The 13,691-nt window shown below is 33.5% G+C and carries 13 protein-coding genes; 9 read left to right on the top strand and 4 right to left on the bottom strand.

The genetic code is table 11. From position 1 onward, the window contains the following. Window position 1: 1 nt before the first annotated feature. From JOD96_RS12615 to JOD96_RS12585, 7 genes are read left to right on the top strand one after another with little or no spacing between them, the layout of a single operon-like run. Entirely contained in the window at window positions 2-1,540 is a 1,539-nt protein-coding gene (locus JOD96_RS12615; protein WP_209564625.1) for a glycosyltransferase family 2 protein, read from the top strand. 6 nt (window positions 1,541-1,546) lie between these two features. Next, complete coding sequence (locus JOD96_RS12610) at window positions 1,547-2,560, top strand: glycosyltransferase family 2 protein (RefSeq protein ID WP_209564624.1); 1,014 nt, start codon at window positions 1,547-1,549, stop codon at window positions 2,558-2,560. A 12-nt stretch (window positions 2,561-2,572) separates the two neighbouring features. Next, entirely contained in the window at window positions 2,573-3,577 is a 1,005-nt protein-coding gene (locus JOD96_RS12605) for a glycosyltransferase (RefSeq protein ID WP_209564623.1), read from the top strand. 9 nt (window positions 3,578-3,586) lie between these two features. Continuing rightward, a complete protein-coding gene (locus tag JOD96_RS12600; RefSeq protein ID WP_209564622.1) occupies window positions 3,587-4,705 on the top strand; it encodes a glycosyltransferase family 4 protein in 1,119 nt (372 codons plus the stop codon). Beyond that, window positions 4,702-5,790: a glycosyltransferase gene (locus JOD96_RS12595; protein WP_209564621.1), complete on the top strand. Its 1,089-nt coding sequence runs from the start codon at window positions 4,702-4,704 to the stop codon at window positions 5,788-5,790. Before JOD96_RS12600 ends, JOD96_RS12595 begins: the two co-directional genes overlap by 4 nt. A 21-nt stretch (window positions 5,791-5,811) precedes the next feature. After that, on the top strand, window positions 5,812-7,161 hold the full coding sequence (locus JOD96_RS12590; RefSeq protein WP_209564620.1) for an O-antigen ligase family protein: 1,350 nt from the start codon (window positions 5,812-5,814) through the stop codon (window positions 7,159-7,161). 57 nt (window positions 7,162-7,218) lie between these two features. Next, entirely contained in the window at window positions 7,219-8,613 is a 1,395-nt protein-coding gene (locus tag JOD96_RS12585; protein WP_209564619.1) for a sugar transferase, read from the top strand. Window position 8,614: 1 nt separating this feature from the next. Here JOD96_RS12585 and JOD96_RS12580 read toward each other — a convergent pair whose 3' ends face one another. Together JOD96_RS12580 and JOD96_RS12575 are read right to left on the bottom strand one after the other, a co-directional pair. Further along, the gene (locus tag JOD96_RS12580) at window positions 8,615-9,748 is read right to left on the bottom strand and encodes a DUF4105 domain-containing protein (protein ID WP_209564618.1); all 1,134 of its coding nucleotides are present in this window, start codon (window positions 9,746-9,748) and stop codon (window positions 8,615-8,617) included. 33 nt (window positions 9,749-9,781) lie between these two features. After that, window positions 9,782-10,765, bottom strand: a complete 984-nt coding sequence (locus JOD96_RS12575; RefSeq protein WP_209564789.1) for a PorV/PorQ family protein — start codon at window positions 10,763-10,765, stop codon at window positions 9,782-9,784. Window positions 10,766-11,042: 277 nt separating this feature from the next. On the opposite strand from JOD96_RS12575, the gene JOD96_RS12570 reads away from it, so the two are divergent. Together JOD96_RS12570 and JOD96_RS12565 are read left to right on the top strand one after the other, a co-directional pair. Continuing rightward, a complete protein-coding gene (locus JOD96_RS12570; RefSeq protein WP_209564617.1) occupies window positions 11,043-11,774 on the top strand; it encodes a CDP-alcohol phosphatidyltransferase family protein in 732 nt (243 codons plus the stop codon). Window positions 11,775-11,783: 9 nt separating this feature from the next. Next, on the top strand, window positions 11,784-12,638 hold the full coding sequence (locus JOD96_RS12565) for a glycoside hydrolase family 25 protein (RefSeq protein ID WP_209564616.1): 855 nt from the start codon (window positions 11,784-11,786) through the stop codon (window positions 12,636-12,638). Here JOD96_RS12565 and JOD96_RS12560 read toward each other — a convergent pair. Beyond that, window positions 12,635-12,859 carry a DUF5808 domain-containing protein gene (locus JOD96_RS12560; protein WP_209564615.1) on the bottom strand — a complete coding sequence of 75 codons (225 nt, stop codon included), beginning with the start codon at window positions 12,857-12,859 and terminating at the stop codon, window positions 12,635-12,637. The two genes, JOD96_RS12565 and JOD96_RS12560, sit on opposite strands and share 4 nt — an antisense overlap. A 73-nt stretch (window positions 12,860-12,932) precedes the next feature. After that, window positions 12,933-13,673, bottom strand: a complete 741-nt coding sequence (gene lptB / locus JOD96_RS12555) for an LPS export ABC transporter ATP-binding protein (protein WP_029272155.1) — start codon at window positions 13,671-13,673, stop codon at window positions 12,933-12,935. Window positions 13,674-13,691: the final 18 nt, after the last annotated feature.

The raw sequence follows: 13,691 nt of genomic DNA, 5'->3' as shown, positions 1-13,691 counted from the left end.
AATGGAACTTAAAGAATTTGTAACGACAACTGGAGAAATTATTCTTTATAATGGTCAGCCTGATTTGAATAAATTAGAAATCCTGGCGGCAGGCGCCGGCGATATATGGCATAGCTCTTTTGAACAAGGCTATAAAAATGCATTTCCCGATATCGTATATCAGGCGGCAACTTTTTTTTGGTACATAAATGATTTTGATAATTTAGATGAATGTATAAGCTGGAGAGTAAATCCAAATTGTTTTGCAGTTCGTAAATCGGTTTGGCAAACATTAAACGGTTTTGATACGCAATATGAGAATATTCAGCTTCAGGCGCTCGATTTTGGGTATAATGCAGTACGAAATTCAGCTGCGATTCCATTATATGTAAAAGGCCTTTTTGAAACAAATCTCAGGGACGAAATAACCATTTCTGTAAAAGACAGATATGTTTTTTTTAGAAAAAATTTCAAAATTGACCATTCCATTTTTATGTTATACCGAAAAGGATTCTGGAAATGGAAAGAGTGGAACGCCTTTTTCTACGCTAAGAAAAACTTTAAGCAAACAGGAAATAAACCAGTTCTTCAACCACGAAAATTATTAAATATTGAGGGAAAACCAACTGTAAGTTATATTATCCCGACAATGATGCGACAGGATTTTACATTGCAGCTGCTGGAAGATTTAGCTTCTCAAACCTACCCTGTTTCTCAGGTTGTTATTGTAGACGCAACTCCCGAAAACCTGAGAGATGAAAAATTATATCTGGAAAAAAAATATCCTTTTGAATTAGTCATAAAATGGCAGGAAACAAAAGGAAGCTGCAGGGCGCGAAATGAAGCGATAGAATTATGTACAGGCGATTATATTGTTTTTGGAGATGATGACATACGTATAAAATCAGATTTTATAGAAAACCACATCCGAATATTGCAAACATATAAAGTAAATGCCTGCAACGGATTAGATATCAGAGCCGATAATCAGCAACAAGATCTGACAGACTTAGAAGTTAAACTGAAAAAGTTAGGAGCAGCAAGATGGAAAGTTGGAGCAAGTGCCGGTTTTAGCAATGCAAATTCATGTGTAAAAACAGAATATGTGAGAGCCTTAGTTGGTAATGATATTAATTTTGATGGCGGTTACGGCGAAGACAGTGATTTTGGAATGTCCTTAATCAAATTGGGACAAATTGTTATTTTTAATCCATTTTCTGCCAATTTGCATTTAAAACCTCCCGTTGGCGGATATCGATTTTGGGGCAATCAGGCAAAAATTTTAGGTAAAAAAAGAAAAACGCAGCCGTGGGAATTAGATACTCCGGTTAAATCCATACGTCCTGTGCCAAGTCCTACCATAATGTACGGAATTGTTAAACATTTTACGCCACAACAAGTAATTGAATATAAGTACAAACATTTTTTTCTGTATCTTTTTAAAGGTTCCAAAAAAGGATTGTTATATCGCTTTTTTAGAATCCCGTATAAAAATTTACAATTCAAAAAATCACTTTTTTACGCAAACAAACTCAATAAATTAGGAATCAGACATAAATAGCAAATCATGAAATTTTCTCTAATTATTTGTACCTATATGCGTCCCGGGCCTTTGTTACTCTTGTTGCAATCTGTTCGGGCACAAAGTGTATATCCGGATGAAATCTTAATTGTGGACGGTTCTGTAGATGATAAAACCAAAATTGTTTTAGAGGAAAATACTTTTGATAACTTAAAATATTTTCTCGTAGACGATCAGGATCGCGGCCTTACCAAACAACGAAATTTTGGAATTAAAAAAGTAAGCGAACAGAGTGAAATTGTTTGTTTTTTGGATGATGATACAGTTTTAGAAAGTGATTATTTTGAAAATCTTCTTGAAACTTATCAAATATTTCCTGAAGCTTTGGGAGTCGGGGGTTATATTTCAAATGAAGTCAAATGGGAAAAAGTTCCTGAAAATTATCTGCCTAAAATAAATGAATTTTATTTTGACGGCTGGAAACGCAGCGATGGAAGCCGTTTTGTATTAAGAAAAAAACTTAAACTGGATAGTGATTGTCCTCCTGGATTTTCTCCTTTATACTCACATGGAAGAAGTGTGGGTTTTTTGCCGCCTTCGGGCAAAATATATGAGGCAGAACAATTAATGGGAGGCGTTTCATCTTTTAGAAAATCAGTTTTTGAAAAATTTTCATTTTCAACTTATTTTGAAGGATATGGCTTGTATGAAGATGCAGATTTTACATTAAGACTTGCCAAAACAGGAAAATTATATTTGAATACCAAAGCCAAACTCGCGCATTTTCATGCCGAATCAGGCAGGCCAAATCAATATAAATACGGAAAAATGGTAGTGCGCAATGGCTGGTATGTGTGGCACGTTAAAAATCCAAAACCTAAATTAAGCGACCGTTTAAAATGGAATGCAATAACTATTTTACTGACAACAATTCGCTTCAGTAACGTACTTACAGATAAGAATAAAAAAGCAGCTTTTACAGAAGCTCTCGGGAGAACTATTGGCTGGTGGAGCCTGCTTTTTAGCAAACCCGTTTCTCCTGATAATTTACTTAATTAAAAAACTATAATTGTGAAATTAGAATTGTCATCATGGACACATCACCTCAATCAACTGCTTTATTCTTATTTTTATTTTTGTAAAAAAGAAAAAAGGAGTGTTGATATTGTTCGAAACAGTGCCATAAAATTTAATGGTGCGGTTTTGCATATAGACAATAAAACAGCTTTTTTTGATTATTCTGATGACACTAAATGTATAGATACTCCCGAAAAGTTTGATTATTATTTTAAAAGATCACTGCTGCCCGAGGATAAAAAAGCAAATATTTATCCGTTAAATTTTAATGTTCCAATGAGCTACAAAAGCCATTGGCTGCTTACGAACTTAAAATCTGATTTTTTATTTGATAAAAGTAACAGAACCGAAGTCATTAGGGCACTAGACTTGTTTTCGTTATTTACAAATTCTTCTCATTCTGTTTTAGATATAAAAAGATATCCAAAACAAGTAATCGATTATGGAGGAAATATAATTTTTCATACAAGATTATGGAATCCCGATAATCACCAGGATGAAGATGAAAAAGAACGCAGAAGAAATCAAAATGACTTTAGAATTAATGCCTGTCGAATTATAAAAAATACATTTAAAAATGCTTCGGTAGGTTTGTCTGCAGATGATCTTTCTAAGCAGCTTGCCCCGGATTTAATATTAGATTCAAGACATTCAGATAAAAACAGTTATTTCAACATGTTAAATAATTATGATATTTGTGTTGCAGATGATGGTCTTAAAGATACTCCGGGATGGAAAATTGGAGAATATCTTTTGTTTGGAAAATCGGTCATAACAACCCCCATAAATGTGGTTATCGATAAGTTTGAAGAGCATATCAATTATGAGAAACTAACTACCCGTAATTCTTTTGAGGAATTGCCGGAGAAAATAGAATATTTACTCAACGGAAAAAAATATCTGGAAATGGGGGCTAATAACTTAAAATGGAGCGAAGAGCATCTGCATCCAAAAAATTATATCCAAAGAATATTATCCATAGTCAAAACGATTGATTAATCCCAATAAATGAAGTTTTTAATAATTACTCATGTAGAACATCTCAAAGAAGCAGACCAATATTTTGGTTATGCTCCATATGTTCGTGAAATGAATATTTGGTTCAAATACACAGATGAGGTAATTATTGTTGGGCCATTATTGAAAAAAAAACCAACCGCAATAGATCTTGCATATCAGCATCAAAAAATAGATTTTAGAAAAGTACCTAATTTTAGTTTTACCAGCTTTAGCAATAATCTGATATCACTATTTAAATTGCCAATAATTTTTTGGAGAATATTTTGGGCAATGAAACAAGCAGATCATATTCATCTGAGATGCCCTGGTAATGTAGGTTTGATAGGCTGTATAGTGCAGATTCTTTTTCCGGGGAAACCAAAAACGGCAAAATATGCAGGAAACTGGGATCCAAAAAGTAAACAGCCCTGGACATACAGATTGCAAAAGTATATTTTGAACCATACTTTGCTAACCCGAAATATGCAGGTGCTGGTTTATGGAGAATGGGAAAATCAGTCAAAAAATATAAAACCTTTTTTTACAGCAACATACTCAGAAACAGAAAAAGAAGTTTTTCAAAAAACAGATTTGAATTCAGTTATTAAATTCATTTTTGTAGGCAGTCTTGTTGTCGGGAAAAATCCTTTATATGCTGTAAAATTGGTAGAGCAATTAGTAGAAAAAGGGAAAAATGCAATCCTGAATTTATACGGAGAAGGAGTTCAAAGAAGCCTTTTAGAACAATATATAAAAGAAAATCAACTGGAGAATATTATTTTTTTAAATGGAAATCACCATCACGAAACCATAAAAAAAGCTTATCAGGAAAGTCATTTTGTAGTATTGCCGTCTAAAAGCGAAGGCTGGCCAAAAGCTATTGCCGAAGGAATGTTTTGGGGATGTGTACCGCTTGCCAGTAAAGTTTCTTGTGTGCCCTTTATGCTGGATTATGGAAACAGAGGTGTTTTACTCGAAATGAATTTAGAAAAAGATGTTGCTCAGATCGAAAATCTTATTTCGAATCAAAATATGTATTTAGACAAAAGTGAAACAGCCAGTAGCTGGTCGCAACGATATACCACTGATATTTTTGAAACAGAAATTAAAAATCTGTTAGTAAAATGAGAATTGTACAAATTATAGATTCATTAGAACCGGGCGGGGCGGAGCGTATGGCATTAAACTATGCCAATGCTTTAGCAAACGAAATAAGTTTTTCAGGCTTAATTGCAACCCGAAAAGAAGGGATTCTAAAAAAACAAATGGATTCAAAAGTGTCTTACCTGTTTTTGAGAAAAAATAAAAGTGTTGATTTAAAAGCAGTTTTCCGTTTAAGAAAATATTTAACCCAGAATAAAGTTGAAATAATTCATGCCCATAGTTCTTCTTTTTTTATTGCAATACTAGTAAAACTGACTTTACCGGGAATAAAAATTATCTGGCACGATCACTACGGAATATCGAGTGATTTATCAGCCAGAAAAAATTTAGGACTAAAATTTGGTTCTCTTTTCTTTAAAGGAAGTATTGCTGTAAATACAGCCTTACAGAAATGGGCAGAATCTTATTTGTTTTGCTCTGATATTATATATTTTCCAAATTTTATAGACACAGTTTCAATTTCCGATGAAAAAATAATTCTAAATGGAGTAGAAGGGAAGAGGATAACATGTGTGGCAAATTTACGTCAGCAGAAAAATCATAAACTATTGATTGAAGCGGCTAAAGTAATTATTGACAAATATCCGGACTGGACATTCCATTTGTTTGGAAAAGATTTTGAAGATGATTATTCTCAAGCAATTAAAGCTCAGATAAAAGATGTAAAACTCGCGCAAAACATTTTCTTTTACGGAACAACTGATAACGTGGCATCTGCATTAAAACAATCTGATATTGCGATATTAACTTCTCTATCAGAAGGACTTCCGCTTGCTGTCTTAGAATACGGGTTGTATAAATTACCTGTTGTAAGTACAAATGTTGGTGAAATTTCTAAAGTAATAACTTCTCAAAATGAAGGTATTATTATTGAATCTGATAATAAAAATGAATTAACCGATGCAATCGAAAAGCTTATTCTAAATAAAAAGTATAGAGACGATTTAGGATTGGCACTACACGACAGGATCAAATTAAATTATAGCGAAACAGCAATTATCAAAGAATATCTGTCATGGTTGAATTCTTTGAGTAATTTTGCTTCATAAAATTGCTTTCATAAAACAGGAATGAAAAATACCAAATTGTCTTATACTTATCTTATTATAATTCACGCAATAATTGCTTTGGCAGTTTTTGCCCTGCCTTTTTTATCAAAAGTTTTAGCTCTTATATTACCTATAGTTGGTTTTTATGTAGTCAACAAAACAAAAAACAAAAATAATGAAGTACTGATTGTAGCAGCTTACATGATTGGAGTTGAGGTTTTTTTAAGGATGACAGACGGAAACTTTAATAATGAATATATCAAGTTCAATGTTATATTTTTTATGTTCATGGGTATGATTTACAGTAATTTTTCTACAAACGCATTCATCTACTGGTTCTTTCTTATCCTTCTGATTCCCGGAATATTAGTTACGGCCACCGCTACAGATTATGATGTAGATGTTAAAAAATTCTTGATATTTAACCTTTCAGGCCCCGTCTGCTTAGCGATTTCAGCCATATATACCTTTAAGCGGAAAATCCTGTTTTCGAATTTACAAAATATTGTCGTCGCTATGGGATTGCCTATTATAACAACTACAGTTTATTTGTTTCTGTACAATCCCAGCGTAAAAGAAGTCGTAACAGGAACGCAGTCTAATTTTGAAACTTCGGGGGGGTTTGGGCCTAATCAGGTTTCTACCATTTTGGGATTAGGAATTTTTGTATTCTTCACACAGCTTATATTGTTCTCAAAAACAAAAAAAGAAATCTTTTTAAATGGGTTTTTATTGTTATTTGTTAGTTATAGAGGAATTGTAACTTTTTCAAGGGGAGGAATTATAACAGCCGTGGTTATGATAGTCTGCCTGATGTTTTTATTGTATTATTTCTCAAACGCAAAAGGCAAAACCAAATTTAGTTTAGTTTTTATAATGACTGCCCTTATGGCTGCAGGAATCTGGACTTATAGCTCTTTTCAGACAAGCGGACTTATAGAGAAACGTTATGCGAACCAGGATGCTGCCGGGAGAACAAAAAAAGACAATTTGGGAGGAAGAGAAGAAATTATCGATTCTGAATTTAAAATTTTTATGGACAACCCAATATTAGGCGTTGGAGCCGGAATGGGAAAAGAAATTCGTAAAGAATCATTTGGTGCTACTGTTGCTTCTCATAATGAAATATCACGTATGATGAGTGAGCATGGGTTATTTGGTGTCTTCGGACTTCTGTTGCTCTTTTTAACTCCGTTTATTTTGTATGTCAATAACAGGCAGCATCTCTATTTTTTGTCTTTTTATGTGTTTTGGCTTTTAACAATAAACCACGCGGCCATGCGTACAGCGGCTCCGGCATTTGTATATGCCTTAACGCTTCTTTTTGTACAAGTTAAAATTCCTGAAAAACCTGAAACTTCAATAGATTAAATTCTATTTTTTTATGATACATTTGCTTTAAGTTTATTATCCCCAAATAACAAATAAATGTTTTCAAGCAAAAAAATTCATTTCCAAATATCGGAACGGAAAGTCCTATTGCATATTTTTGATGCTGTTTTTGTGTTATCGGCACTATATGTTTTAAGTCTTTTCCTGGATTTTCAATATCTTAAATTTTCAGCACCATACTTTTACCGACAGTTTGTATTAATGTTTTACATATACATGTTCGGATCAATTTTCGAAATGTACAATTTGCAAATTGCAAGTAATCAGTTTCAGGTTCTTAAGAGCACTATTTTTACTGCCACTACAACAGTAATTGTGTATTTGCTGACTCCCGTTTTATCTCCCGAACTCCCAAAACAGCGAATTTCCATCATTGTATTTTATTTAGCGGTGCTTTTTGCGCTTTTAATCTGGAGATATTTATATGTGTTTTTTCTCGCTTCGCACAGATTTGTTCAGAATGTTGTTTTAATCTGCGATAAAAGCCAGGTCGAAGAATTAGTTTTGGGACTTGAAAGTGTTGATCCTCATTACAAAATAGTGGGTTTTGTAAACTCAGATTCCGTTTCAGAAGAAGATTCCGAATTTCATTATGTGAAGCAGGTAATGAAAAATGATTTAGAAGATTTTGTGATAAGAAATAGTGTTTCAGAGATTGTAATTGCATCGCAAAATACCAATGGGATTACCACAGATTTGTATCAGAAACTATTACATTTATTAGAAAATGGTCATGTAATCAGAGAATATACACATGTTTACGAAAACAAAACACAACGTATTCCGGTACATCACATCTCAAGGGATTTTTATCGTTTCTTCCCCTTTAGCCGAAGCAATAACAATAAATTATATTTGCTTTTAGTTCGTTTTCTTGAACTTGTTTTATCTTTTGTTGGCTTGATAATCTGTTTTGCTTTCATCCCTTTTATTTTTATTGGAAATCTTATCGGAAACAAAGGAGGATTGTTTTATACACAAGAAAGAGTAGGCAGAAACGGCGTTGTATTTAAAATATACAAATTCAGGACAATGGTTGAAAATTCTGAGGCAAACGGAGTTGTTTTTGCAACGTCAAATGACAGGCGTATAACACCGTTTGGTAAATTAATGCGTAAGACAAGAATTGATGAGCTGCCGCAGTTTTTTAATGTCATAAAAGGTGATATGGCTGTTATTGGTCCCAGACCTGAGCGACCATTCTTTGTAAATGAAATTGCTCAGATTATGCCTTTTTACGAAACAAGGCATGTTATAAAACCAGGGCTTACAGGCTGGGCGCAAGTTAATTACTCTTATGGAGAATCAATAGAAGAAAGTCTGATAAAATTGCAATATGACCTGTACTACATCAAACACAGAAGTATTTTTCTGGATTTGAGTATTACTTTCAAAACGATTACCACAATTGTTTTTTATCGCGGACAGTAATTTAGATAATAATCGGAATTCTTTTTTTGTTTCGGATCGCAACCCTTACCAGGACAAAACCGCTGGTGATTATCATTGGCAGCACGATTAAAAGATGTGCCTTGTTAATCATGAAGAAAAGATAAACTATCAGAAAAATAAAATGCAGGACCGAAAAACGGTAAGTCCATCTCTTGTTTTTTACAATCGAAAAGAAAAGTAAAATAAGCAAAAGGGGACTAAATAAAAGAATATTGTAGTTCATCGCCAGCTCATGATGAAGGGAATAAAATCCCATAATAACAAAAAACACACCCATTAAAGACAAGATCAACAGGTATATTTTGTCCACTATCTTATTGTGTGCCAAAACCACGAAGGCAAGGATAAAAAGATAGGTGTATATATTATTCCACCAGGATATTGGCGTTTCTTTTTCAAAGCTTAAAAATGTTTTGGTTTTGCCCCCCAAAGGCTTGTTTTGAAAAGTAGTTTTGTCTAAACTTTCTTTTAATTCAAAAGGCAAAAATATTTTGGTTCCTAACTGGTCAACTTTTGTTCCGAAAATGATGCTGGTTCCAAGTTTCTCATAAAAATGCCCGTCAAAATAAGGGAATAATATGGATCGGTAAGTTATATCTGTACCTCCTTTTTTTACAACTACATCTTCGCCCAAAGTTGCATTGATAATATCAACCACCATCGAGGTACAGTTTTTATCAATAAACTTATAAGTATAATAACGGTCTTCTGAAGATAAAGTACTGTTTAATTTGTCAAAAAGCTTTTGTTTAAGATCATTTGAAATAAGTAATTCCTGCTCAAAAACACTTCTTTTGTCATAATTATATTCATTTATAAAATCAGAAAAAGAAGCAACGCCAACAAAATATTGTAAATCACCTTTGGCAAATTTCGCAACAAAATTAGGTGTCCTGAAATCAAAATTTCCATAATTATATACCACATCTATATTGTTTTCAGGATCAGCGACGCGAATAGCGGTATGTCCAAAAAAACTATAAGATTCATTGCCAAGCCCACAGGTTAGAACGCTTATTTTTGCGTCTTTTGATAAAGGGAGACTTTGGCTAAAACCAATCGTAAAACTTAATAATAAACTAAAAAGCGTTATTTTGAAAATGACTTTTTTCATGATTTAAAATTTTGAGTTTAATGGTTTTAATAATTATCTGAAGATGCCTAAATCAACTTTTATAGAAAAAATATTAGAATACAGGGCTGTACTCTGATTTCCTAAATCTGTCAAAGCATAATCTACCTGAATTCCTTTGTATTTAAATCCCAAACCAATATTGGGCTGAAAATTTATTTTCTCAGTATTATCTAATTGTGTCACATTTTGAAAGTTTCCTGCCCCGGCTCTCAAAAAAACGAGATCGGTATACCCAAATTCAAAACCAACAGCAGGATCAATACTCACTACTTTTGATGAAATGATATCATTGGTTTGCTCAAAACGCATGTTTAGGTTTGTAGCGACCAGCAAGCTGTAATCATTGTGAAATTCAATTAATCTTGAAACTCCCAATTGTGCTTTTGGTAGAGTGATTTCAGTGCTTTCAGGCAATTCGGTATTTTCGCCAGGAATAGCATTGGCAATTTTTTCATATTCCTCTTCATCGATATTCCAGATATTATACGTTGTTGTAATATCGCGAAGCATTAGCCCAAATTTCCAGTTATTTTTTTCAAACTGAAGGCCAAAATCAAATCCAAACCCCCATGAATTGGCAAATTTTCCAATTACACGACGAATAACTTTTGCATTTATTCCATATTGAAATCCTTCTATAGGCAGCTTTCTGGCGTATGAAAAAGTAAAACCATAATCGGCAGTCGAAAATAAACTAATTCTGTTGTAGTCAATATTTCCCTGGCTGTCTATTAATTCTGTAGTGTCTAAAATGTCATCTACACCAAAACGAATCATAGAAATTCCCCAAGCGCTTCTTTCATCAATAGGACTTGCGTATCCGATATAATCGTACTGTGCAATATTTGCAAAATAATTGGCGTGCATCAATGAAATTTGATGATCTTCAAGATGGGTCAGTCCGGCCGGATTCCAATATACAGCGTTTACATCGTTTGTCGAAGCAACCACAGTACTCGACATTCCCAATGCAGCAGCATCAACACCGATATTCATAAACTCGTTCGAATATTTTCGAACAGTTTGTGCATACTGTGCGGCGCAGCTCCAAAATAATAAAAACACAAAAAGTTTCTTCAACGGATATTTTTTTGTAAACCTGAGTCTATTTTTAATTTTTATCAAAAATATAATATTTTAGTCATCTAATTTGTTCCTTTTGATAAATAATGTGAAAGTCACAATTTCGGTAAAAAAACTTCTTTAAAAAACACATTTTAGATACAGGTTATTGTGTTAAATTTGTTGTTCACGATTATCAAAAATTCAAAACATGAATATCAAAAAGCACATTCCAAACTTAATAACATTAATTAATCTTTTTTGTGGCTGTATAGCAGTTGTTTATATTTCAGAAGCAATAAGAACAGATGATTCTCACTACTATTTATTGGCTTTTTACATGGTTTGTTTAGGAATCTTTTTTGATTTTTTTGATGGATTTTTTGCCAGATTATTCAAAGTTTCAAGTCCGTTGGGGCTGCAGCTGGATTCTTTGGCCGATATGGTAACCAGTGGTGTTGCTCCCGGTTATGTCATGTATAGCCTGTTTGCCAACAGCGGACATGAATTAGGAACAAATGCTTATATCCCGTTTTTAGGATTCATTATAACTTTAGGTTCTTGTTACCGTCTTGCTAATTTTAATATTGACACCCGTCAGACCGATTCGTTTATAGGATTGCCAACACCTGCCAATTCACTTTTTATTTTGAGTCTGCCTTTGGTTATAAAATTTTCGGATTCTTTACTCATGTTAGAAATCCTTACCAATCAATGGGTTTTACTACTTATCACTTTATGTAGTGCTTATATTTTAAATGCCGAAATTCCGTTGTTTTCTTTGAAATTTAAAAAGTTTAATTTAAAAGATAATGCCCTTCAGCTAGTGTTTTTGCTGGTTTCATTAGTTTTGGTTGTATTGCTTCAATATATCGCAATTCCGGTAATTATCATTTTTTATGTGTTGTTATCAGTAGTAAATAATGTTTTTTTGAAAAAGTAGTTTTATCGGATGGCAAGAAAAACGACTTATCGTAAAACAACTTCAAAAAGTTCCGGCCGCTCTTTTGCCGGTAAGATGCTGCGTTTTATAGTACTAACAATCTTTGCTTTGTTTTTTGTGGCGATAGTTTACCATTACCGTCGTGGATTGGCATATTATTTAGGTTTTAAAAGCGATAAAAAACTTACCGAAAAAGAAATCGAAGATAAGCGTTTGTCTGATGTTCGTAATTTTCAGGTTCTGGCAAAGCACGAAGGAAAATCTATTGGACTGGATGTATCAGAATATCAGGGCAAAATAAGCTGGTCTTATGTTGATACTTTAGAGCAGAAATATCCGCTTGATTTTGTGTTTATCAGGGCAACTGTAGGCAGGGACAGAAAAGATTTTCAGTTTAAACGAAACTGGATTGGTGCCAAAGAAAATAAAATGATTCGCGGAGCATATCATTATTACCGCCCAAACGAAAATTCTATTGAGCAGGCTGATCTGTTTATCAAAACAGTAAAATTAGAAAAGGGTGATTTACCACCCGTTCTGGACATAGAAAAATTACCAAAAAATCAATCGTTGGATAGTTTAAAAAAAGGCCTGAAACGCTGGCTTCTTAAAGTTGAAAATCATTACAAAGTGCGCCCGATTATTTATACCGGAGAACGATATTACTCAGATTTCCTGAAAGATGAATTTGGAGAATATTTGTTTTGGATAGCCAATTATAATTTCTACAGAGAAAGGATTGAGGATGACTGGCTGTTTTGGCAGTTTACAGAAAAAGCTACTGTGCCGGGAATCGAACGTACAGTCGATGTAAATATTTACAACGGAGATTTACAGCAATTGCAGTATATTACAGTGGATTAATTCTTTAATAATAATGCAAGAGGAATTAAAGCAAGAATTGCTATCAATATCAAAACAGAATACGGATTAGCAAAATTAACGGTCCATCCGAATGCTTTTAATCTTTTTGGCGGAAGCAGTCTTTTATCTTTTGGATTGTAATATAAAAAGCCCAAATACCAATTATTGGGATCTTTGTGCCAATTATCAAAATCCTCCTGAGTTGGTTTTTCTGATATCATCTTAACTTAGTTTTCAGTATTCAGTGGCAGTTTTCAGTTGTACTGTGATTAAAACTGTTACTGAATACTTGGTTTAAAACTCTAATTTTTTCTTACGAAGTTCGAAATTTTGTCCGAGATAAACACGGCGTACCATTTCGTCTTCAACCAATTCTTCGGGAACTCCGGCTTTTAAGATTCCACCTTCAAACATTAAGTATGTTTTGTCGGTAATAGCTAAAGTTTCCTGAACGTTGTGATCGGTAATAAGGATTCCGATATTTTTGTTTTTTAACTGCGCTACAATTCTCTGAATGTCCTCAACCGCAACCGGGTCAACTCCCGCAAAAGGCTCATCTAATAAAATGAATTTGGGATCTGTTGCCAGTGCACGGGCAATTTCGGTACGACGACGTTCACCTCCCGAAAGTAAATCACCACGGTTGGTGCGAATATGTTCTAAACTGAATTCTTCGATCAAACTTTCCATTTTTGCAATTTGTTCTTCTTTAGAAAGTTTAGTTAATTGCAAAACACTCAAAATATTATCTTCAATACTTAATTTTCTAAAAACAGAAGCTTCCTGGGCTAAATAACCAATTCCCTGTTGTGCACGTTTGTACATCGGATAATCAGTAATATTCAGATCATCAAGGTAAATATTTCCCTGGTTTGGTTTTACCAGTCCCACGATCATATAAAAAGAAGTTGTTTTTCCGGCACCATTTGGTCCCAAAAGCCCTACGATTTCCCCTTGATTTACTTCAACAGAAATTCCTTTTACAACACTTCTGCCCTTATAGGTTTTTATTAAATTATCGGCTCTTAGCTTCATTATTTTAATTAGATAATT

This window comes from Flavobacterium sp. 1355 (assembly GCF_017833415.1).
Lineage (GTDB): Bacteria > Bacteroidota > Bacteroidia > Flavobacteriales > Flavobacteriaceae > Flavobacterium.
This window is presented reverse-complemented; position numbering and strand designations above follow the sequence as displayed.

Excerpts from the sequence above, each read along its gene's own strand:
- JOD96_RS12575 (WP_209564789.1), bottom strand. The coding sequence starts at position 10,765 with ATGAATATCGGTGTTGATGCTGCTGCATTGGGAATGTCGAGTACTGTG.
- JOD96_RS12590 (WP_209564620.1), top strand. The coding sequence starts at position 5,812 with ATGAAAAATACCAAATTGTCTTATACTTATCTTATTATAATTCACGCA.
- JOD96_RS12565 (WP_209564616.1), top strand. The coding sequence starts at position 11,784 with ATGGCAAGAAAAACGACTTATCGTAAAACAACTTCAAAAAGTTCCGGC.
- JOD96_RS12615 (WP_209564625.1), top strand. The coding sequence starts at position 2 with ATGGAACTTAAAGAATTTGTAACGACAACTGGAGAAATTATTCTTTAT.
- JOD96_RS12570 (WP_209564617.1), top strand. The coding sequence starts at position 11,043 with ATGAATATCAAAAAGCACATTCCAAACTTAATAACATTAATTAATCTT.
- JOD96_RS12560 (WP_209564615.1), bottom strand. The coding sequence starts at position 12,859 with ATGATATCAGAAAAACCAACTCAGGAGGATTTTGATAATTGGCACAAA.
- JOD96_RS12595 (WP_209564621.1), top strand. The coding sequence starts at position 4,702 with ATGAGAATTGTACAAATTATAGATTCATTAGAACCGGGCGGGGCGGAG.
- lptB (WP_029272155.1), bottom strand. The coding sequence starts at position 13,673 with ATGAAGCTAAGAGCCGATAATTTAATAAAAACCTATAAGGGCAGAAGT.
- JOD96_RS12600 (WP_209564622.1), top strand. The coding sequence starts at position 3,587 with ATGAAGTTTTTAATAATTACTCATGTAGAACATCTCAAAGAAGCAGAC.
- JOD96_RS12610 (WP_209564624.1), top strand. The coding sequence starts at position 1,547 with ATGAAATTTTCTCTAATTATTTGTACCTATATGCGTCCCGGGCCTTTG.
- JOD96_RS12580 (WP_209564618.1), bottom strand. The coding sequence starts at position 9,748 with ATGAAAAAAGTCATTTTCAAAATAACGCTTTTTAGTTTATTATTAAGT.
- JOD96_RS12585 (WP_209564619.1), top strand. The coding sequence starts at position 7,219 with ATGTTTTCAAGCAAAAAAATTCATTTCCAAATATCGGAACGGAAAGTC.